The following is a 20,768-nucleotide window of genomic DNA, read 5'->3' on the forward strand; positions in this document are numbered from 1 at the left end:
ATCAATTTGATATAAGCTGACGGCACAGAAGTGAGATCGGTGAATCCAGTATCCCACCGGACTCATAGGAAGGAGAAGAGATGAAGATTTTACTGGCAACCTACTGGCTGATTCCCCATGTTGGCGGAGTATGGAAGTATATGACACAACTCCAACAGAGGCTAGAAGCGATGGGACATCAGGTGGATCTTTTTGGAAACAGCCCGGATTATTCTAAATTCCACATCGTAAACCGCGGCCGGGAGCTCCCCAAGGACCGAATTCGCCCGTTTCTGTCCGCCAAGCTGGCACAGGAATATGCACCTCAGCTGCATGCTGATCGGATCATTTATTTCTACGAAGAGGACCGATATCATTTGGAACTTTCCGCCGCATACTTCGGTCTTGATCAATATGATATTATACACACCCAAGATATTTTTGCGGCTAGAGCGATCAGCCGCGTGAAGCCGGCTCACGTGCCCCTGGTAGCGCAGGTACACGGCTCGGTTTCCGGGGAGCTCCACAATCATTTTCGATTGAATCCTCACCTTGGCATCACAGAGGGATCGCCTGCATGGAAGTATCTGAAGTCTATCGAGTACTATGGGGCTACCTCCGGTGCCGTTACGATTACGTCAACCCATTGGCAGAAAAACGAACTGATACGTGATTTCGGGGTCCCTGAGAACAGAGTTTGCGTATTCCAGTACGGTTTGGATACCCTCGATTTTTGGAGGAAGGCCCAGGCTGGAACCAACATGCAGCGCCCTGTGGATAAAAAGGTGATCATCTTCCCGGCCCGATTGTCTTTTGTCAAAGGAATCGATGTGCTTATATCGGCGCTTGGCATGCTGAAATATATTCGGCAGGATTGGGTATGCTGGATCGTCGGGAACGGGGAGAAGATGGAAGAACTGCAGCGGCAGGTTGACGGGTTGGCCTTGAGCAATGACGTTTTGTTCCTAGGCGAACGCCATGACATCCCAGCTCTTCTCATGCAGTCGGATATATTCGTGCACTCCTGCATCCAGGACAATCAGCCGTTCTCGGTCATGGAAGCACAGATTGCCGGGCTCCCTGCGTGCGTATCGAATGCCGGCGGCCTGCCGGAGATGGTTGAACATGGCCGGACGGGTCTTATTTCGCCGATAAAAGATCCGGTATCCTTGACGCAGCATTTGCATCAGCTTCTGGAGGATGAGAGGTTACGCAAACAACTCGGCCGCAATGCTTCCGCCTGGGGAGAGGAGCACTGGTCCTTGGATCGGATGGTTGGGCGGCTGTTGGAACTGTATCGTCAGGTTATTGGCTAGGCTTGAATCAAGAGCCCAGGAAAGGATTGAGAGGCTTATGTCTGAAGAACCTTTTAAGGTCATAGGTGATTTATATAACCGTATTTTCACGGTCCAGTCTTCCCATTTGGAAATAAAGGTAGATTATTTGGTCTGGAATCAGATTTTTGCGAATCTCCCGAAGGATTACAAGCTGCCGGATATCCCTGTTCTGCAATTAGACCGCCCCTTTGATATAGGAGAGCGATAATCTATCCCACGTACCGTCCCCAGGGCGGTACCTCATATGGCAAAAACGTCCAAATAAATCACAGGGGGAATAAATATGTCCATATTGCGACTGGTGTCGAATGCCGACGGGCCCATAAACAGCCGCTGTATTCAATCTGTTGATTTGGAGATAAACAATTCCGGGGAAGTTCCCTTTGAAATGCTGATCCACGGGTATGGCATTGAGGGACTATTTTATATCGGCCTGATCCATGCGGGGGCGGATGAGTGGGTTGGTGTTCACGATATTATGACTAACTATTCACCGTTTGAGCTAGTACTTGTTACCAACATCAATAACCTGGCGCATACGGGTGTCGTTTTCAAGATAAAGAATCAGGGCATGTTGATTGCTGAGTACACACAGGAGGACACGATGAGAGAAAACTAAATGGCTGCAGGACGGGAGGAGGAGTCAATGAAGGTCTTATTTGTATTTTACGTGCCGAGCGGCGGGATGGATACGATCAATCGTTTGCGCTGCCATGAACTGAGGAATCATGGAATCGAGGCTTCCTGTTTGTATTATTTCTGGGGGGCGGGCATGCAGAACAGGGCGGATTTTCCGATCTATATTACCAATGATGACGCGGAAATCAAACAAATACTGGATGCGGGCGGTTATGACGTGATCGTAGTTACGACAGATCATGAGAGCTTCCCCCGGTTCCGCCAACTTGGATATACCGGCAAGCTGGTGCTTGAAATTCAGGGTTACGGGCCACAAGAGGTAGCCCGAAGCAAGCTGACCGAGGCCGTTCCCTATGTGAATGCTTACGCATCCGCCTTAATGAACCCCAGCACACCGCATATCACTGCTTTATTCCAGGAACTGTTTCCGTACATCCCCTGTTATATCATTCCTAACAGTATTAATTCGGAGACGTTTACCTATCGCCAAACGACCAAGCTTTCCTACCCGGTCATCGCCTGGCTGGGAAGGATAGACGATAATAAAAACTGGCGGGAATTTTTGTATATCGGCCATCAACTAACGCATTTTGTGCCCGATTTGCAGCTGTGGATGTTTGAGGATCCCAATCTTGGTGACCCCGATCAACGCCAGCAGTTTTTAAAAGTTGTGGACGACTTGCAGCTGGGCCCCCGGCTAACCATGCATGCTAATATCCCGAATCAAGAAATGCAGTACTATTATTCTTCGATTGGAGATTCGGGCGGATTTATGTGCTCCACTTCGAAAGTGGAGGGTGGGCCACTATCGGTATTGGAAGCGATGAGCTGCAGATGCCCTATTTTAGCAACCAATTCCGATGGAGTAACGATCACCATCAAGCATAATGTTACAGGAAAGAACTATAATCTGGGAAATGTTCACCAGGCTGTCATTGAGGGATTGAACCTCATGCAAGATGTTGGACTGAGGGAAAGCATTAGGGATGCTGCTCAGCACTTAGTTAAGACAGAATTTACTCCGTATAGGTATAGCGTAAATTTCATTGATATGTTGAACAACATCTAAATTTTAAAACGGACAGTGACTTGATGTTTTAAACAAAATGTATAACCACAAACAAATAAGGGCCTGCCGTTGGGTAACGGTAAGCCCTTATTTGTTAAGACTGCGCCGGTTTCGACAAGGGTGATTCCCTGGCATCGCTGCTAACTCACCCCGCTAAGCGGCTGGATGATGCTCATATCAGGAATTTTATAATCTATAGAATTAGCTTGAAGTGATCTAAGAATTGGATTCCAAATTTCTTCTTCATAAGGAGGGAGTCCCGGTAATGAAAATATGGAAGCGAGTGTGAGCGGTGGATCATCTTTAGTCTTGTTTTTTTTCTTGTTTCTAATAGATAAGCTCCTTAGCATGTACCTCCATTTTTTGCGCTTCCGTCTTTGATAAAGTTTTTTTTGGCGGATTCGCTTTATGGCTGTTTTTTTCTTAGCAGTCTTCTTCTTTTCAGGAAGCGTACTTTTCTTTTTCTTCTGAGTAATAGGCGCCTTCTTCTTTGACTGCTCCATTTTCCATCTCCTCCTTCTGAAGTGTTTTGATTTTGCAGATCATGATCTGGAGCAATTTCGTTACCTTGATCGAGATGCTTGCTGCGTGCGAGCTCATACAACTCATGTAGGCGGGAGGTTAATGCAGGTAAAGACCAGTATATTTCTCCTTGTTCTCTGGCTTGATTTGCGACGGAAAGGAACATTGCGGGGTTCTCTAAAGCAGATCGCAGTAAAATATATAACTGATCGCTATCTCCGCTGCGAAATACAAATCCATTTGATGCACTTTTTATCATTTCAGGAATGCCACCGGCATTAGAAGTGATAATCGGTTTACCAGCAACTTGGGCTTCAATAATGGCGAAAGGCTGGTTGTCTTGGATGCTCGGGAGGACAATGAGGTCTGCTTGGTGTAACAATTCCGGGATATCATCACGATTTCCCAAAAAGGTAACGTGGTCCGTGAGACCAAGTTCCTGCACGGCTCGCTTTAATTTATCTCGGAGTGATCCGTCACCAACAAGCCAGCAAACCCAATCTGTGCGTTCTTCTTTCAGCTTAGATAGAGCATGAAGCAGATAGATGTGCCCTTTTACAGCATCGAAGCGTGCAGGACACATAAACACTTTTTTTGCGGTAGGTTTCGGTATGGTGGCTACACGCATCATGTTTTGTTGAAATTCATCCACATCTATACCGTAAGGGCTAACCACAACATGGTGTTCGGGAACAGAAAATTCTTGAACCAATATATCTTTGAGCCATTGTGATGGAGTAATGGTCACATCGCTAACGGTTGCACCCAGATATTCGCGCAAGGAGCAATAGCGCCATAGGGGAGAGCTTTGATCTTGCTCGGGCAATCCCATTTCCGTCCATTCAACAAACACTTCCTTGGCGAGACATCCGTGAATTGTCGTTACTAAGGGGGTATGTGGCGGTTTAACACGTGACATGGCATGGGCGCTCACGATGTCCTGCGCATGAATCAGATCGTATTCTGCCAAACCGAAATACATGATAGCGGCTTCCAAGCAGTATCGATCGATCTCGGATTGCTTAATCCATGGATGAATTCCTGGTAGATGTTGATCCATATACTGGTGTGTCTGGTCGGCGATCAAGGATTGCAGCCTTCCTCTTTCTATATACAAGTCTTTATTGGAGATCCGAAATCCCTGGCCGTCCGGCGTCGGGGAGAAGATATCAGTGGTATGCCCCGCGCGTTGTAATGCTTTGGTCAGTTGATTGACATAAGTGTTCACGCCACCAGCATTAGGCAGCGCCCAACTGCAGGCGATTAATATTCTCATCTGTTCATCTCCCGATTGACTAATCTGTCGTCCCCATATCATATGAGCTGTTCATACCATTGCTCACGTACATATACCCATTTGCCCCGCAGCAAATTTACGTTTTTATCGGGAGGTACGCCTGCATCATTTAAAAAAGCGGCCACCAATCTACAGCACCCATGACAGACACGGAGATAATAATTATGTAAAAATAAAATGATCCGGCCGCCTGTTTTTCAAGACGACCGGATCCTATTTCTATAATGGTCTGTTTGAGGAAGTCCTCCCCATTGCAAATACGATCAAAATCCTTGCTGCGACCGCTGCTCCGGATAAATCCGATAGTAGTACAATATTTCAGGCAGGTTCTCAACCGAATAGCCCCTAAGCACATATCTTGTAATAAAATACACGTCTTCGGTCGTTGTCTCCGTTCCTGCCGGATAACGCTCCAACCCGCCAAGCAGATCGAACAAAGAACCGCGCATCATTAGCGCGCCATGGCATACACAATGACCGCCTGACAAATAAATGCCGGCAATATTCTCATAACCATACTTTACGAAGTCGGTGACAAACTGCTGCTCAAAGTTTCCATCTACGAAGCAAGCTATTCCTGATCCACAAAGACAGAAGTTTGTATTTGCCTGTAAAAATGCGACCTGTTTTGCGATCCGCTCCGGGTGCGAGAGGTCATCTGCCGCCATTGTGGCAATAAACTCGCCTCTTGCTAAAAAATAGCCTGTGGTAAACGCACCGGAAAATCCGATATTATAAGGCAGCGGATGGTAGACAAATCTGTTTTCTCTTATTACGGGATGATCTCTATGCTTCTGCACCCATTGTTGAATGATTAGGTCTGTATTATCTGTAGAACCGTCATTGACAACAACAATTTCAATAAAAGGGTAGGTTTGATGAATCAGGCTATCCAGTGTTTCCTCGATATGTCGAGAAGCATTATACGCACCTACTACAATACTGGCCAGGTTAGGAATTCTTTGGAATTTCACGTATTGACCTCCTTTATTTAACGTGGCTGAAAGCCACAAGCGTATCAATGATATACTGCTGCTGATCATCGGTAAGAAAGGGATGCACGGGAAGTGCGAGCGCATGCTCGGCTGCCTTTTCAGAAACAGGGAAGTCTCCGACTTTATACCCTAAAGAGGAGAATGCTTGCTGTAAATGAAGCGGACATGGATAATAGCGGGCAGTAGTAATTCCATGCTGATCCATGTGGAGTAATAATTTGTCTGGATCCGGAACCTGTATGACGTATAAATGATAGACATGGCTGCAAGCTGAATCGCAGTATGGTAGAATCACGTCGTTCAGCTGCACGAGTTGATTCGTGTAGCGCTGTGCCAGTTCCTGGCGGCGTTTCGTCCATGCGCTTAATTTTTGCATTTTGATTCTCAGCATCAAGGCCTGAATCTCGTCCAGCCGGCTGTTAAGTCCCACGGCCTCGTGATAATATTTAAGCTTTCCCATCCCGTGGAAAGCGAGTACCCGGATACGATCAGCCATTTCGTCATCATTACTCGTAACCATGCCTCCGTCGCCGAAGCCGCCTAGATTTTTAGTGGGATAAAAGGAGAGGCAAGCCGCATGGCCTAAGCTGCCTACCTGTTTGCCTTTATATTCTGCACCTATGGCCTGACATGCATCTTCAATAATGATCAGAGAATACCGATGTCCCAGTTCGGCAAATGCGTCCATATCTGCTGGCTGCCCGAATAGATGGACGGGGATGATCGCTTTGGTACGCGCCGTTATCTTTGCTTCCGCGTGTGCTGGAGAAAGGTTATACGTTCGCTCATCGATGTCGGCAAAAACAGGCGTTGCTCCTACGCGTACAATAGCTTCGGCTGTCGCAAAGAATGTAAAGGGGGAAGTAATCACTTCGTCTCCAGGTCCGATCCCGTTTGCCAATAAGGTGAGGATGAGAGAGTCCGTTCCATTGGCCGTCGATACGGCATGTTTCGTTCGAGTAAGCAGCGCTATCTCCGCTTCAAACCGCTTCACCTCAGGTCCTGCGACAAAAATACCTTTATCCAGAACCTCGGACAATGCATCCAGAATATGCTCATTTCGTAAGACCCGATATTCTGATTGTGGATCAAATAAAGGAATGGGTTGCATGGGTGAGACCCTCCTTCCAAGTCACTTAGCCGCGACGCCTTTGACAGTCATTCCGTCCGCGACGTCCTTCGTAACGATGGCCCCTGCACCGATTATCGCATTTTCTCCGATAACGATACCTGGCAGCAGCGTCGCGTTATTGCCGATTCTGGCTCCTTTCTTAATATGTGGCCCTTTCAGAGGGACCTTTGTAGGCTCCATGTATTTGTCATTCGAAGTAGAAGCTTCCGGACCAATAAATACGTTGTCTTCGATGATCATGTCCGCGGTAATATACGCCCCGGTCTGGATGACGCATTGATTTCCGATTTCTGTCCGGCACTCCACCTTCGCATTGCGCCCTACTACCGTCGAATGGCCAATGTTTGTTTGTTCCCTGATGCTGGCCAAATCGCCGACCATGACGTCTTCCCCCAGTTGGCTGCCTGCATAAATAACGGTTCCGTTGCCAATGCTTGATCCTTTGCCGATGACCAGTCCTTTTTGATCTGTGATATGATGAATGACTTTGGAATTTTTAAAGGGTTGACAGCCGAGGAAGCTGCCGTTTCCAATAGATACGTCATCTCCAATGACTGTGTTTTGAAGGATGACAGAGTGATGGCCAATCCGGACCCGGTCTCCAATCGTGACTCCCGATTCAATTACGATATGATGGCCGAGCACGACATCTTTGCCGATCATCGCTTTCGTCGAGATCACGTTCGTCGAATCATCGTTTCGCTCACTCATCTGGATTCCTCCGCTTGTAAAATCTTCTTCGTGATTTCTCCGGTGATTTCCATGACCAGAAGTCCACCTTCACCGGGTACATTGGGCTGCGTTCCTTTTTTGATGCATGTAATAAAGTCAAGCAGCTGCAGCCACAAGGGCTCCTGTATGGGAACGGCAATTTTCTCAACGATATTTTGTTGGGCGTAATTCATGTTTAACGAGGTTTGATAAAAGCGAGTCGAACGGGTGATAAGCACCTGTTTATCCAATAAGTCGGCTTGAATGAAAGCGGTCTTGGTCACAATTCGAATGGTTCGAATCTTTTCCTCTGTAATATAACTCGCCGTTACCTGTGCGATGATCCCATTGTCCATTCGAAGGAGCGCCGCCGCATGGCGAATGATGCCATGATCGACATATCCGACAGCCTGGGTTGCCTCGGTTCTTGTCTTAAACAGATGGTTCATAATGTAAATATCGTGAATCATCAGATCATCGACAACATTGACGTTTTGCCATCTGGCTTCGAATGGACTCATACGGTGAACGTCTACCGCAACGACCTCTTCCTGCTCAATGATTTGACGCAATACCCGAATGACGGGATTATACAGTTCGATATGCCCGACTTGCAGCTTCACGCCGGCCTCAGCAGCTCGCTTAATTAAATCCGTACCTTCCTTCATATTTTGAGCGAGCGGTTTTTCCATCAGCATGTGAACACCTTTGGCTATACATGCCAGGCCGACTTGGTAATGATGAAAAGTGGGAACTGCAATCGACACCGCGTCAACCTGCCCAAGAAGCTCATCTAAACTTTTGAAGGCCATTGTCTGGTACTTAGCGGAGATGTGCTGTGCCCGCTCTTGATCAGCGTCATATATCCCTATCAGTTCGCAGTCATTTGGCAACGCAGTATATACCCGAACGTGATTTTCACCCATGACTCCTGCACCAATGACACCTACCCTCATGGTTTATTCTCCTCTTTCTACGATTTCACGGCATAAATACATAAAGTCATACCACTTCTTGCATACTTCTTGGGGTGAAAATCGTTTACTATCATTTATAGCCTTTATCGAGAGGCTATCACGGTAGGCCGCGCTAGAAATAACTTCGTGAAGAGCGGTGGCGTATTTCTCCAGCGCCTCAGGCAGCCACCAATATGGAGGCGAACCCCAATTGACGTCGAAAATCAAGCGCTGACTAGGTGCGGTATGATAGATGGCGCCCATTGCGGCTGCAATAACCGGTACACCACAAGACATAGCCTCCGCAATCTGATTGGAGAAGGTTTCGCTTTTACTTCCGCATACGAGAACGTGCCAGCGGCTAATGATGTCAGCCATTTGGTTATGAGGCACATTCGTTCGAATTAATAGATTTGGAGGGTGATCATTTAACCAGCCTTCCTGATTCGTTGGTGGGGGGGCCATAATCATCTCGAACCGGATATGCGGGAACCGGCGTGCAAGGAATGGCATAACTTCCGGTCCTTTCAGCAAACCATTTAAATCGTGACCGATCCAGCCAACTATAATCTCATTACCTTTTGGCCTGGGGTAAAAAATCTCACTGTCAACCATGTTTGGAATGATATGAATGAGATGCTCAGGGTAATTTAAATCCTTCATATACTGCTTCTGAAATTCCGAATACACGACTAGCGGAACATAGCGTTCGACTGGCCGGTATTGGTCGAAATTAGGACCCGTGCTCCAATATCTTCCCTTATAAACCTGAAAATCCTCGGTATAGTTTTGTACATAATGGTTCCACCAGCCAATATCCTCTTTACCGACAATCAGGGCGTTACTCGGGTAGATCGGAAATTGTCCCGGATTTGGGGCAAATCCGATCTGTATATCAGGCGGACAATAATAAGGAAGCCATTTGGCCCTCATATTGGCTTCCGTGAATGGCCCCGACATGGCTGAGGCGTGGAAATTATCCATAACAAACTTGAAATGAAACATGATGCGTCCCTCCTTCATCGGTGTATCCCAAGCTCCTGCCGGTACCATTCGATCGTGCGTTCTAACCCGAGATCAATACCGACTTGCGGATCATATCCCAGTATCCCTTTGGATCGAGTTAAATCCGGTTTGCGCGCTGGCATATCCTCATACCCGGGTCCATATGCCTCATCATAAGGCTTAATCAAAATCTCCGACGGGGACCCGGTCATCCGAATCACGAGCTCGGCTAACTGCTTGATCGTAATCGATTGTTCAGAACCAATATTGAAAATGAGGCCATCGGCCTTAGAGCTTAATGCCTGCACTGTCCCCTGTACTGTATCGTCAATAAACGTAAAGCATCGGGATTGTGACCCATCCCCATAAACCTCCAGCGGCCGGCCTTCCAAGGCAGCCATAATAAAACGTGGTACGACCATGCCATATTGGGAATTCGTTTGACCGGGGCCATAGGCATTAAAATAACGCAGAATCGTAACCGGAAGGCCTTTCTGAGAATAGCCTAAGCACATATGCTCATCTAACGATTTAGCAGTCGCATAACACCATCGATGAATGGACGTTGTTCCATAAACACGGTCCGAATCTTCACGAAACGGCAGATCACGATTCTTGCCGTATACTTCAGAGGTTGAGGCAAAGATAACCTTTCTCCCCATTTCATAAGCGAGCTCCAGTACGTTTCTTGTACCGTCTATGTTGCCTTCTATAACTTTCAGCGGATTTTCCACCGTGTTCTTAACGCCAAGTACTGCGGATAAGTGAAAAACAACATCTGTTTGTTGGATCAGTGTTTTCATGAGATCACGGTTCAAGACGGTACCCTCAATAAAGCGATGATTCGGGTGATGCAAAACCTCGTTAAGGAATGTAAGAGAGCCGGTAGACAGATTATCAAGTGACCACACCCTGTGATTCATGGACAGCAATTTCTTCACCAGGTTGGATCCAATGAATCCTGCGCCGCCTGTAACTAAAATATCCATAAGGTACACTCCTTGTAATCAAGATCCCTTCCTTGTAGAGCAGAATGAATTGCGAAGGTCTGGACAGGCCGCCTCATAACAAGGTGAATGCTAGATTATCGAGGCCTATGGTACGTTTGGCATAATTTGTTATTGCTTTGTTGAATGAACGGAAGGTTGATATCATTTTGTGGTTTGTCACAGCTGACAAACTCCGCTAGTGTCAAGAAACAACAGGTCCAGGATACCGGGATATCCAACGCCGATGATGGCGATCCTTCTTCACGTCGTCATCTCCTTTTGCGTTAAACTTTGACATATCTTACGGTCACCCGTGTAAGAAAGTACTGGTCTATAATCTAAATTTCCGAGAAATGGTAGAGTATCTTGATGTCTAGAAGAGCGAGAGAAGAAAAGCTGCGATATGAACCGAGACTGGGTTATCTTCTAGATCTCAGAAGAATGGATAGGGGGTTAGACTCTCTTCCAAAATAGGCTATTGCAGTACATTCGTTGACAGCGAGGATGCACTCAAGTCTATGGCAGAACATTGACGGGTTCGGAATTTACAATGTACAACTGTGAGATAGGTAATCTGAAGAGGAAGGGAGTGGGTCTTTTTCTATAATTATCTTTCTTAACTTAGAACGTGGGATTTAGGGGGCGCTGGACCCGATAAGGCCGTCTGTAGGCTGAGGAAACTCCCTTTCTTAGAGTAAAATGATATTTTTGCGATCTGTTATATTTTTTGTGGCGTTACGTGTATCAACTACGATAGGGGTATGCGCTACTAGGGTCTCATAAGGGATATTGGAATGATCCGTTAATATTAAGGTGCAATCGAAGTGTTTCATGTTTCGGGCTGTGAGCTCAATCGAATGAAGTTTGGTTTCGCCAACTTTTAGTTCATCTACATAAGGATCAAAATATTCTACTTGGGCTCCAGACATTAATAGCTGCTCTATGATATGAATGGCAACAGATTCTCGAATATCATTCACATCTTTCTTATACGTTACGCCGATAACAAGGATATGACTCCCAAGAAGCTCTTTTGGAAGCAGAGCCTTTGTTACCCGTTCTACAATATATCCAGGCATATCCTTGTTTACCTGATGGCTAAGCTCAATGAAAGGCAAATCGTTGTCGTGTTCTCTTGCCTTCCATAATAAATACAGGGGATCGACGGGGATGCAGTGTCCACCTACCCCTGGACCCGGGTAATACTTCGTAAAACCATATGGTTTAGTTCCGGCAGCTTCAATGGCCTCCCAAAGGCTAATATCCAGTTTCTCGCACAATCTCAGTAAGCTGTTCATAAACGAGATGTTTACGTAACGCTGAGAGTTCTCCAAAATTTTTGTCATTTCAGCAACCCTTGGTGAGGATACCACAACGATTTGATCAAATACGGCTCCATACACTTGTTTGGCAAAAGTTGTACATGATGGGGTGACTCCCCCTACAACCTTAGGGATTTTCTCCAACTCCCATTTTGATCCGGGGTCGATTCGCTCTGGCGAATAAGCGAGTGAAATATCTCTTCCGACCAGGAATCCGGTTGACTCCAGAATAGGTTGAATTCGCTCCTCGCTTGTTCCTGGAAAAGTGGAGCTTTCGAGCACGACGAGCTGGCCCCGCCGGAGATACGGAAGCGTGCTTTGCAATGCCCCGATGACATACTTCAAATCAGGCTGATCGTCATCTCCAAGCGGTGTTGGAACGCAAATAATGATAACATCAACTTTTTCGATCACATCAAACGAACTGCCGACATAGAATCTATTTTTACTGAACAGTTCCCGGATGTCGCCTTTCTCATAATCCGAAAGATAGGGTTGACGCTTGTGTAACATATTAATCTTTTGTTCATCTACATCAATGCCGTATACAATGTGCCCTTTCTCGAGAAATAACCGGGCCAATGGTAATCCGACATATCCCAGCCCGATTACGCCGATTTTATACTTCGGAATATCCACCATCATTCTTCCAACTCCCTTTGATCGATCTCGTAGCATAGTACGCGGAATAACTAAAACTGCGTTAGTTGATTGTCCAAATTAGCAAAAATAGTGGAGTATCACGAATTTTCATAGATTCCGTGACAAATGATTTGCAGTTTAGAGGATCGGAGGTGAACGGTTCAGATCCGGATTTTCCAGGAAAGGGGAAGTTGAATGGATCCTTGTCGTCTTTTCGTAGCCATAGCTGTGGTTGAGACGAATTTTTTCTTTCGTTACTACTGAGAAGATTAAGGAAGATTCATAGGCTATGACATATCATGATAAACATTGACAGGTATGACGGCGAGTGGGAAGAAGCCTGGAATTACTATAAACTTAAACGAATGTAGTGCTTGACCGGTATGGCTGCGTAGGTGGCTGTCCAACCCGTTAATGTGTCGCTTAAACAGCGGGTGTAGTTAAAAATAATCAGATAAGCAAAAAATCCGCCCTAATTGGACGGTTCTTTTTGAGAAAGGTCTTCGCTTGTTTGTCCTATTCATGGAGTAGAAAGATGTAATGTACGATATAGAAAATGTTACATGAGGTCAGCGAAACTTCGATACGTCTCTTGAAGCCCCTGTTCCAGCGAATAGACGGGTTTCCAAAGCAGCTTTCGCTGAATCGCTTGATTCGATAAGCAGCTGTGACGGATATCTCCAGACTTGTCTGGGCCGTGCTGCACATGAATTTCACGGGAATGAAACTTACGGAGGAACGACACCAAATCGTTAACCGTAGCCGCTTTTCCGGTGCTGACATGCAGCGTCAAATCCTCCGGATGGCTGCTTGCCGCGATGAGTGCTTCGACGACATCCTTGACATAAATAAAGTCCCGCGTCTGATTTCCGTCGCCGTTGACAACCAGCTGCCGGTCATGGTGGATCCGGTCCATAAAGATGGCCACGACGCCGCCTTCTCCCTTCGCGGTCTGACCCGGTCCGTACACGTTGGCGAAGCGGAGAATGGCATGGGACAACCCGAATAAGGACGTGTATAAACGAATGTACTGCTCGCCGGCCAGCTTGGAAAGGCCATAGAAGGAGATCGGGTGCGTTGGGTCGTTTTCTGTCATGATGTCCTTCTGCAGGTTACCGTATACACCTGATGTGGATGCAAAGATGACCTTGCGGACCTTTGCTTCCCTGCAGGCGTTCAGTATGTTAAGCGTGCCCCCAATGTTAATGTCCATATCCAGAAAAGGATCCCGTATCGATTGCTGCACATCCGCCTGCGCAGCCAAATGGACAACGACATCCGGCTGAATGGAAACAATCATCTTATAGGCATCCGGGCTTCGAATATCAAGCGTATGAAGAACCGCCTCGGAGGGGACTTTTTCGGCTCGGCCCGTGGACAGATTATCAATCACATGCACCTGCGAACCAAGAGACGCAAGACGACGGACAAGATGCGAGCCGATAAATCCCGCGCCGCCTGTCACGACAACCGTATTCATGCATCTACCTCCTGTGTGTTAGGTCATGATCTATCGTATGTGGAGGAGAAACGTTCGGTATTAGGCGATCCAACCATTTCTGGGGCTGATGCAAAGTTCTCGAGCGGGATGGGTAAAATGAAGGCAAGGAAGGGTAAAACCGAATGCCTTCAAGCAAATGGGGGATGAGCCATGCACGTTAAGAAAAGCATAGGAGCGGCGGTGTGCCTGCTCTTGGGCGTCATCGTTGCAACACTCATGGCGGATCGTGAAGCGAACCCGCCGGATCCGGCCCGGGAAACAATGGCTGCTAATGGAGAGCAAATCCAGGAGTCGACGGGGATATTCCAATGGAATGATAAAGAGGTTCGAAGTGTGGAGTGGGAAGGGAGAAACCAGTCCTGGATTCTGCAGCGCCAACCGGCTGCGACGGAAGAGAGCATGTTAAGGGGCGGATGGCTGCTTAATGGAAGCGAGCTGCCTGTAAGTCAAGCGGAATCGAGGATTCGAAAGCTTCGCGAGTTGGGGAAAGAAGGGGGTACCCGCCGCACTTCGACTTTAAGCCATGAAGTGATCGTTGGTACCATTACGGTTACTTTAAGCGGATTAAAAAAGGAGCCGGAAGTTTACCTCATTGCGGTCGAACCGGATCACCCCGAACAGGTGTGGATCCTGCGCAGTGGCGATCCTTTAGCTTATTTGGTATCCAAGGATGCATATTTGGAACTTGAGCAGCTGCAGTAGCGCCTGATCCCGCCATGCCAAAACCTTTCAGCATACCGGATCATGCGGGTGGTCATCCTAAATGGTGTTATTAATACACCTATTAGAGATGGAGGATGAACTCATGCTACGATCCAAAGCGATTAGTCTTTCGGTATCAGCAGCCCTGCTCGTGAGCATGGCCGGTGTTGCCGGCTGTACGACGAAGGAGCCTGCAAATACGAACATCCGCACCAAAAACGTCATTGACGGCAACGGCAGAACGGGCCGTATCGGCGTGAATTCCCTGCGGGAAAACGGCTTGATCAGTCCGAAAGGCTACACATACAATACAAACAGCACGAATAACGGCAACGCAGCGACCACCCATAACTTGACGAATGCCCAATTGTCGCAAAAGCTGTCCGATAAAGTGGCGGCCATGAAGGAAGTCAAATCCGCCAACGTTCTCGTGGCCGGCAATACCGCCTACGTTGCCGTTTCCCTGCGTGATACCGCAAGCAACACCGGCGGAAACATGGGGGCGAAAAGCTACAGCGGCACCCACAACATGATGAACGGAAGCAGCTTTAACAATGCCGGAACGGCCAATGGAAGCAGCTTCAACAACCGGTCCAAATCCGGAACCGTGCGCAACGGCGTACGCGGTACTGCTCCAAATCCCGCTGCAGCGCATCATAACATCCGCAACTATTCGTCTAAAGGGGCCAGCATTACGGGGAACAACGGCTATAATATGACGACGTACGGTACGGCAGGTACGACGGATAACGGGGTCGGCACCAACAACGGTATGGGTGCCGGCGGATACAGCGATTACCGCAATGACACGATTACGTCCGATATCAAAGACCGTATCGCCAATACGATCAAGAGCACGGATAACACAATCAAGAACGTCTATGTATCTGCAAATCCGGGCTTTGTCCAGGGACTGGCTAACTTATCGGCACAAACGCAAGGAGGACATCCGATCAAAGGACTCATGTCCGACCTGTCGACGATGGTGGAGCGCATCTTCCCAATGAATGCCGGGAATGGCAACCGTACTACCAATTACAATGCCCCTGTTCACCATTTTGATACGACCAATCGGTAAAATTGCCGATAAAAAGGGGCTGCCATAAGCTTGTTATGGACAGCCCCTTATACATAATCCGTTTTTTAAAATACCTTACGTCCTTTAACCCAAACGCCTTGAATATCGAGCTGGTTATCCAGCAGCAGAACGTCTGCCTGCTTGCCGATTTCGATCGTGCCGGTGCGGTCTTCGATCCGCAGCCGTTTGGCCGGGTTGAAGCTGGCGGCGAGGGACGCCTCTTCGATCGACAGGCCCACGTTGTTGATGAGGTAGCGGAAGCCTTTAATCATCGTCAAGGTACTTCCGGCAAGACTGTCCCGCTGACCCTTCAAGGTAGCGATTCCGTCATGCACCTCAACCGGAAGGTCGCCGATCATGTATTCCCCGTCCCCGAGTCCGGCTGCGGACATGGCGTCCGTAATCAGGAGCAGATTGTTATCCTGCTTCAACCGGGCCAGGATGGAAATGCAGGCCGGGTGCACATGGATGCCGTCGGCGATGATTTCCGCGTGGATGCGCGGGTCGCTCAGCACCGCCCCTGCGGTTCCGGGCTTGCGGTGGTGCAGCGGCGTCATCGCGTTAAAGGTATGCACGCCTTGGCGCAGACCAGCTTCCACGGCCGCTTCCACCTCTTCGTACGTTGCATCCGTATGGCCCAGCGCGGCGTTGATACCGTGCTCGGTCATCCAGGCGATCGCTTCCAGCGCGCCTTCGCGCTCCGGCGCCAGCGTCACCTGGCGAACGAGACCCGGATACGCAGCTTCCCATTCTTCCAGCCATTCTACATTCGGCAGGACGATATGCTCCGGATTTTGCGCTCCCGGCCATTTCGGGCTGATAAAAGGACCTTCCAAATGAACGCCCTCCACGGTTGCGTAAGGCATGTCATGCTGCGTATACTCGTGAACTTCCTTGAGGACGCGGTCGATCGCCGCCTTTGGCGCGGTCATGGTCGTCGGAAGAATCGAGGTGGTTCCCTGTGAGCAGTGGAAGGCGGTAATGGTATCCAGCACTTCCTTGTTTGAATCCATAAAGTCCTGGCCGTTGCCTCCATGCACGTGGACATCAATAAAGCCGGGAACGATGTATCCGTCCGATTTGAATTGGCTTGCAGCAGAGTCCGTCCAGCGCTGCCGCAGATCGCGGGCAAGCCCCGCATAGACGATCTTGCCGTCCTGGATGGCGACCGCTCCTTCTTCCAATACCCCTGCCGGCGTTACAACCTTGCCGTACAAGAGCTGTACGTTTTCTTCACTCATCCTAACAACCTCCCTGCACCTTGATCCAGCAGCACCACGACGTTCGGATGGCATTGCAGCAGCGATGCCGGGCACTGCGTCGTAATCGGTCCTTTCAGCGCGCGCTTCACGATCTCAGCCTTGTCTTCGCCACGAACGAGCAGCAGAATCTGCTTGGCCTTTAGAATGCTGCCGACCCCCATGGTAATCGCGTGCTTAGGCACATCGTCCAGCGATGGGAAGAAGCGTGCGTTCGCCGTGCGGGTTTTTTCCTGAAGCTCAGCCACGTGCGTTCCGCCATCCAGGCTGTCATCGGGCTCGTTGAACCCGATATGCCCGTTGTGGCCGATGCCGAGAATTTGCAGGTCCACCGGGCCGTTCTGCTCCAACATGGCATCGTACTTGACGCATTCTTCCTCCAGATCGGCGGCGTTGCCGTTTGGAACATGCGTATTTTCAAGCTGAATATCGATATGGTTGAACAGCTTCTCGTTCATAAAGGTACGGTAGCTCTCTGAATGGCCCTCAGGCAGGCCGACGTACTCGTCCAGATTGTAGCTGGATGCTTTCGCAAAACTGACCAGGCCCTGCTGGTACATTTCGATAAGCCGTCCATAAATTCCTACCGGGGTGCTGCCTGTGGCCAGGCCGAGTACCGCTCTCGGTTTGGTATGAAGCAGGCTGGCGATCAGGCTGGCCCCGGTGGCGTTAAAATCAGCTTCGTTTTTAAACGTATAAATGTTCATGCTTGAAAATGACCTCCTCTGGATTTTCGGTAATTCTGTACGTTATGGTAGGACTGCTCCAGCTTGGGAACATACTGTCCGAACTGCTCGCTGTTCATCCCCATAAACAGGATGTCGACGAGATGGAGCTGGGCGATGCGCGAAGCCATGTCTCCCCGGCGCATTCCTTTTTCCAGGGAAGAGGCAAACAAAGGAATATCGGCCATGGCAGCCAGCGTATTGCTGCTGTACGACGTCAGCGAAATGGTCGCTGCCCCGCTGTCTTTGGCGCAGGCCAGCGCATCGATCGTTTCGAGCGTTTCCCCAGAATAGGAGATGGCGACCGCCACATCCCGGCCCGACAGCGTCGAGGCGGAAGTGATCTGCATATGTGAATCGGCGAAGGCGGTACAGTTCTTACCGATCCGGATCAGCTTCTGGTAGAAATCCTGGGCGACGATCGACGAGGTGGCTACCCCGTACAAGTCGATCCGATCGGCGGCGCAGAGCAGGCGGATCGCCTGGGCCAGACGGTCCATGTCGAGCAGGGACGTCGTGTCGCGGATAGAGGCCAGATGATTCGCTTCCATGGCCTCTACGATTTGGGATAACGGATTGTTGGCCACGATATCCTGGTAAGAAGACATGCCGCTCCGCTCCTGCATTTCCGTATGGGCGATTTCGGCGGACAGCTTTACTTTTAGATCCGGGTAGCCTTTGAGATGGAACGCTTTGCAGAACCGGGTCACGGTGGCGGGACTGGTCCCGCACTGCTCGGCCAGCTCCTTGATCCCCATGTGAACGACTTCGGAAGGGGAGGAGAGGATAAAATCGGCGATCCGGCGCTCCTGCTGGGACAGCCGTTCCTGTTCCTGCGCCAAGGCGTGTAATATAGGTGCCAATCGCAAGCCTCCTTGGATAAAACTATTGATGCTGTTAAAAGTGAAAATAATTTTAATGAATGATTCTGATTTCGAGAAAATAATTTTTGTTTCATCCCCATCATAGGCCATTTGTCTTACGTTTACAAGGGGCGGGAATGTTAAATTTCTGTAAAAGCGAAAAGCAAAAAACCGGACTTCTTAGAGTCCGGTTTTTATAAGAGATTTATGCGCGTGCCTTGGATCCCTGCGTATTCCGCAGTTCCACGCGAATCAGCTGCCACAGCACAAAAGCAAGCACGACCATCTGTGGAATGAACGTTTCCCAGGTCGGATACATGCCAAGCCAGGATACGGAGGGCAGCCCGGTTTCCGAATGGGCGGGAATGCGACCCGAGACCTGGAGCGAATGGATACTGTCGCCGAGGAAACGGAACACCAGGTAGTAGATCAGCACCGTCGCCGCCAGGAAAAAGCCGCGCAGTGGCAGGCGGGCGCTGAGCACGATAATCGCATAAGCGAGCACGGCCAGAACGGCAATGGCGCCGGCGATTCCAAGGATCAGCTGCCCCATATCAATGGAGGAGGCCATCCCGGCATAGAAAATGGTCGTTTCCGCGCCTTCACGCAGGACGGCCAGACCGGCCAGCACGAATAGAGACCACAGGCTTCCTCGGGCCAGCGCCTGATCCATCTGGCTGCCCACGTATTTGTTCCAGGCAGCCGTGTTGGACTTGCTGTGCAGCCATTGCCCGACGGTCAGCATCATGACCACGGCCACCAGACCGGTGATGCCTTCGATCAGCTCGCGGGCGCCGCCTGAAGCCGCTTTGGAGATGGAGAAAGTGAGCACAACCGCGAGCAGGAGGCTGAGGACGAGGCCTGACCCGGCTCCGCCCCAAATCCATTTCTGGCCGCGCGTATTTCCGCTTCGCTTCAAATAAGACAGCAGGGCGGACAGCACGAGAATAGCCTCCAGGCCTTCACGGAGCAGAATTAGTGCGGCATCCCACGCGGTATATTTGTGATCGACCGCAAGCGGGGTGAGGGAGGACTTCATCGCGTCCATGACCTTTACGGCTTCATCCAGTTTGGGCGGACTGGAAAGCAGGTAGCCCGAAACGGCCGACATTTTATTTTCAATATCCGTGTAAAGGTCCGGAGCGGATACCCGCACCTCGCCCTCGACCGCCGGCCAGATGGAAATGAACTTCGTCATCTGGTCCGCCGCTTCGCTGCTGCGGCCGGCCTGCGCATCCTGGCGTGCGGTTTCGAGAATGCCCAGCGCGTCGGATAGCCGGTAATTTCCGTCACTACCGGAATCAGCGGCAGCGATTTTTCCTTCAGTATAACCGGTCATCAGCGTAACAAGCTTCTGCATTTCCTGCACGGCCTGCTCTTCGCGTACCGGCTCAGCCTGAAGGGCGATCCGCACGAGGCTGATCCCGGTTTCAAGCTGTCCGTAGACCGTGAAGTTATCGCTGCGGATCGGCGTTTCTGCCGTCGGCCATGCATCCACGATCGACTGATAGCTTCGCTTGGCCGCGCCCCAGTCCCCCGCCTGCATGGCCTTCAAGCTGTCCTGCGCCAGAGGCAGCAGCTTCTTGGCCGATTCCACGCCGCTTATGGCCGTGCCGGAAGATCCGGTCGAGCTCTCGGCTGCGGAGACGTATGCGTTGACCGCTTTGGCCAATGCAGACAGCGCGGTTTTTGCCTCCGGTCCGCCGCTTGCAAGCTTGCTCTGAGCGTCTTGAAGCGCTGCGTCGACGGCCGCGGTCAAGCCGGCATGATCCGTGTCCCCGGCTTTGACCGGCTCCCAGAGCTGTTTGAATTGGTTCAGATCCTCGCTCGCTTTGGACCATTCCTGCTGGCCCGCTTCAACCAGGGCGCTGCCAACGGAAGGCAGGAGGGAGTCCAGAGCGGAATTTTCTTCCGCTTCGGCGTGCGGGGCCAAGATGCTCAGGAGGAGCATCGCAAGGGTCAGCAGGGCGCCGAGCAGCGGGCGGTTCCATCGTCCGGTACGAGGCGTAAGGTTGCTTCGCAGCATGGTGAAATCTCCTTTATGT

General features: G+C 49.7%; 18 protein-coding genes. 5 read left to right on the forward strand and 13 right to left on the reverse strand.

Annotated features, from left to right (window positions below; genetic code table 11):
- Positions 1-80 precede the first annotated feature (80 nt).
- The 3 genes from KI379_RS30850 (at position 81) to KI379_RS30860 (ending at position 3,024) form a co-directional block, all read left to right on the forward strand.
- Positions 81-1,295, forward strand: a complete 1,215-nt coding sequence (locus KI379_RS30850) for a glycosyltransferase family 4 protein (protein ID WP_076174144.1) — start codon at positions 81-83, stop codon at positions 1,293-1,295.
- A 304-nt stretch (positions 1,296-1,599) separates the two neighbouring features.
- Positions 1,600-1,935 (forward strand): hypothetical protein, encoded by a 336-nt coding sequence (locus tag KI379_RS30855; RefSeq protein ID WP_076174152.1) that lies wholly within the window; start codon positions 1,600-1,602, stop codon positions 1,933-1,935.
- Between the two features lie 27 nt (positions 1,936-1,962).
- Entirely contained in the window at positions 1,963-3,024 is a 1,062-nt protein-coding gene (locus tag KI379_RS30860; RefSeq protein WP_076174461.1) for a glycosyltransferase family 4 protein, read from the forward strand.
- A gap of 406 nt (positions 3,025-3,430) precedes the next feature.
- Here the strand turns inward: KI379_RS30860 and KI379_RS30865 are convergent, their stop codons facing one another.
- The 9 genes from KI379_RS30865 to KI379_RS30905 form a co-directional block, all read right to left on the reverse strand.
- On the reverse strand, positions 3,431-4,822 hold the full coding sequence (locus tag KI379_RS30865; protein ID WP_076174154.1) for a glycosyltransferase family 4 protein: 1,392 nt from the start codon (positions 4,820-4,822) through the stop codon (positions 3,431-3,433).
- 284 nt (positions 4,823-5,106) lie between these two features.
- The gene (locus tag KI379_RS30870; RefSeq protein ID WP_076174156.1) at positions 5,107-5,817 is read right to left on the reverse strand and encodes a glycosyltransferase family 2 protein; all 711 of its coding nucleotides are present in this window, start codon (positions 5,815-5,817) and stop codon (positions 5,107-5,109) included.
- 13 nt (positions 5,818-5,830) lie between these two features.
- A complete protein-coding gene (locus KI379_RS30875) occupies positions 5,831-6,949 on the reverse strand; it encodes a DegT/DnrJ/EryC1/StrS family aminotransferase (protein ID WP_212985921.1) in 1,119 nt (372 codons plus the stop codon).
- A 21-nt stretch (positions 6,950-6,970) separates the two neighbouring features.
- On the reverse strand, positions 6,971-7,681 hold the full coding sequence (locus tag KI379_RS30880; protein ID WP_244169398.1) for an N-acetyltransferase: 711 nt from the start codon (positions 7,679-7,681) through the stop codon (positions 6,971-6,973).
- Entirely contained in the window at positions 7,678-8,637 is a 960-nt protein-coding gene (locus tag KI379_RS30885; RefSeq protein ID WP_076174161.1) for a Gfo/Idh/MocA family protein, read from the reverse strand. The genes KI379_RS30880 and KI379_RS30885 overlap by 4 nt, the downstream gene beginning before the upstream one ends.
- Positions 8,638-8,640: 3 nt before the next feature.
- Positions 8,641-9,642 carry a glycosyltransferase family 4 protein gene (locus tag KI379_RS30890; protein ID WP_076174164.1) on the reverse strand — a complete coding sequence of 334 codons (1,002 nt, stop codon included), beginning with the start codon at positions 9,640-9,642 and terminating at the stop codon, positions 8,641-8,643.
- Between the two features lie 14 nt (positions 9,643-9,656).
- Entirely contained in the window at positions 9,657-10,631 is a 975-nt protein-coding gene (locus tag KI379_RS30895; RefSeq protein WP_076174167.1) for an NAD-dependent epimerase/dehydratase family protein, read from the reverse strand.
- A 689-nt stretch (positions 10,632-11,320) separates the two neighbouring features.
- Positions 11,321-12,598 (reverse strand): nucleotide sugar dehydrogenase, encoded by a 1,278-nt coding sequence (locus KI379_RS30900; protein WP_306433710.1) that lies wholly within the window; start codon positions 12,596-12,598, stop codon positions 11,321-11,323.
- Positions 12,599-13,154: 556 nt separating this feature from the next.
- Positions 13,155-14,075 (reverse strand): NAD-dependent epimerase/dehydratase family protein, encoded by a 921-nt coding sequence (locus KI379_RS30905; RefSeq protein ID WP_076174169.1) that lies wholly within the window; start codon positions 14,073-14,075, stop codon positions 13,155-13,157.
- A 171-nt stretch (positions 14,076-14,246) separates the two neighbouring features.
- On the opposite strand from KI379_RS30905, the gene KI379_RS30910 reads away from it, so the two are divergent.
- Positions 14,247-14,798, forward strand: a complete 552-nt coding sequence (locus KI379_RS30910) for a hypothetical protein (RefSeq protein ID WP_089548433.1) — start codon at positions 14,247-14,249, stop codon at positions 14,796-14,798.
- Positions 14,799-14,901: 103 nt separating this feature from the next.
- Positions 14,902-15,876, forward strand: coding sequence for a YhcN/YlaJ family sporulation lipoprotein (locus KI379_RS30915; protein WP_179232039.1), 975 nt, complete (start codon positions 14,902-14,904; stop codon positions 15,874-15,876).
- A 65-nt stretch (positions 15,877-15,941) separates the two neighbouring features.
- Here KI379_RS30915 and nagA read toward each other — a convergent pair whose 3' ends face one another.
- From nagA to KI379_RS30935, 4 genes are all read right to left on the reverse strand, one after another.
- Complete coding sequence (nagA, locus tag KI379_RS30920; protein ID WP_212985922.1) at positions 15,942-17,117, reverse strand: N-acetylglucosamine-6-phosphate deacetylase; 1,176 nt, start codon at positions 17,115-17,117, stop codon at positions 15,942-15,944.
- On the reverse strand, positions 17,114-17,842 hold the full coding sequence (gene nagB / locus KI379_RS30925; protein ID WP_089548430.1) for a glucosamine-6-phosphate deaminase: 729 nt from the start codon (positions 17,840-17,842) through the stop codon (positions 17,114-17,116). The genes nagA and nagB overlap by 4 nt, the downstream gene beginning before the upstream one ends.
- Positions 17,839-18,723, reverse strand: a complete 885-nt coding sequence (locus KI379_RS30930; RefSeq protein WP_076174180.1) for a MurR/RpiR family transcriptional regulator — start codon at positions 18,721-18,723, stop codon at positions 17,839-17,841. The genes nagB and KI379_RS30930 overlap by 4 nt, the downstream gene beginning before the upstream one ends.
- Positions 18,724-18,928: 205 nt before the next feature.
- Entirely contained in the window at positions 18,929-20,749 is a 1,821-nt protein-coding gene (locus KI379_RS30935; protein WP_212985923.1) for an FTR1 family iron permease, read from the reverse strand.
- Between the last annotated feature and the right edge of the window lie 19 nt (positions 20,750-20,768).

Source organism: Paenibacillus cineris, assembly GCF_018333335.1.
In the GTDB taxonomy this organism is placed as follows: Bacteria; Bacillota; Bacilli; order Paenibacillales; family Paenibacillaceae; genus Paenibacillus_AQ; species Paenibacillus_AQ favisporus.

What these genes read in the sequence shown, in the direction of transcription:
- nagA (WP_212985922.1), bottom strand. Translation starts at nt 17,117, where the DNA reads ATGAGTGAAGAAAACGTACAGCTCTTGTACGGCAAGGTTGTAACGCCG.
- KI379_RS30860 (WP_076174461.1), top strand. Translation starts at nt 1,963, where the DNA reads ATGAAGGTCTTATTTGTATTTTACGTGCCGAGCGGCGGGATGGATACG.
- KI379_RS30895 (WP_076174167.1), bottom strand. Translation starts at nt 10,631, where the DNA reads ATGGATATTTTAGTTACAGGCGGCGCAGGATTCATTGGATCCAACCTG.
- nagB (WP_089548430.1), bottom strand. Translation starts at nt 17,842, where the DNA reads ATGAACATTTATACGTTTAAAAACGAAGCTGATTTTAACGCCACCGGG.
- KI379_RS30855 (WP_076174152.1), top strand. Translation starts at nt 1,600, where the DNA reads ATGTCCATATTGCGACTGGTGTCGAATGCCGACGGGCCCATAAACAGC.
- KI379_RS30935 (WP_212985923.1), bottom strand. Translation starts at nt 20,749, where the DNA reads ATGCTGCGAAGCAACCTTACGCCTCGTACCGGACGATGGAACCGCCCG.
- KI379_RS30890 (WP_076174164.1), bottom strand. Translation starts at nt 9,642, where the DNA reads ATGTTTCATTTCAAGTTTGTTATGGATAATTTCCACGCCTCAGCCATG.
- KI379_RS30865 (WP_076174154.1), bottom strand. Translation starts at nt 4,822, where the DNA reads ATGAGAATATTAATCGCCTGCAGTTGGGCGCTGCCTAATGCTGGTGGC.
- KI379_RS30915 (WP_179232039.1), top strand. Translation starts at nt 14,902, where the DNA reads ATGCTACGATCCAAAGCGATTAGTCTTTCGGTATCAGCAGCCCTGCTC.
- KI379_RS30850 (WP_076174144.1), top strand. Translation starts at nt 81, where the DNA reads ATGAAGATTTTACTGGCAACCTACTGGCTGATTCCCCATGTTGGCGGA.
- KI379_RS30885 (WP_076174161.1), bottom strand. Translation starts at nt 8,637, where the DNA reads ATGAGGGTAGGTGTCATTGGTGCAGGAGTCATGGGTGAAAATCACGTT.
- KI379_RS30910 (WP_089548433.1), top strand. Translation starts at nt 14,247, where the DNA reads ATGCACGTTAAGAAAAGCATAGGAGCGGCGGTGTGCCTGCTCTTGGGC.
- KI379_RS30880 (WP_244169398.1), bottom strand. Translation starts at nt 7,681, where the DNA reads ATGAGTGAGCGAAACGATGATTCGACGAACGTGATCTCGACGAAAGCG.
- KI379_RS30900 (WP_306433710.1), bottom strand. Translation starts at nt 12,598, where the DNA reads ATGATGGTGGATATTCCGAAGTATAAAATCGGCGTAATCGGGCTGGGA.
- KI379_RS30905 (WP_076174169.1), bottom strand. Translation starts at nt 14,075, where the DNA reads ATGAATACGGTTGTCGTGACAGGCGGCGCGGGATTTATCGGCTCGCAT.
- KI379_RS30875 (WP_212985921.1), bottom strand. Translation starts at nt 6,949, where the DNA reads ATGCAACCCATTCCTTTATTTGATCCACAATCAGAATATCGGGTCTTA.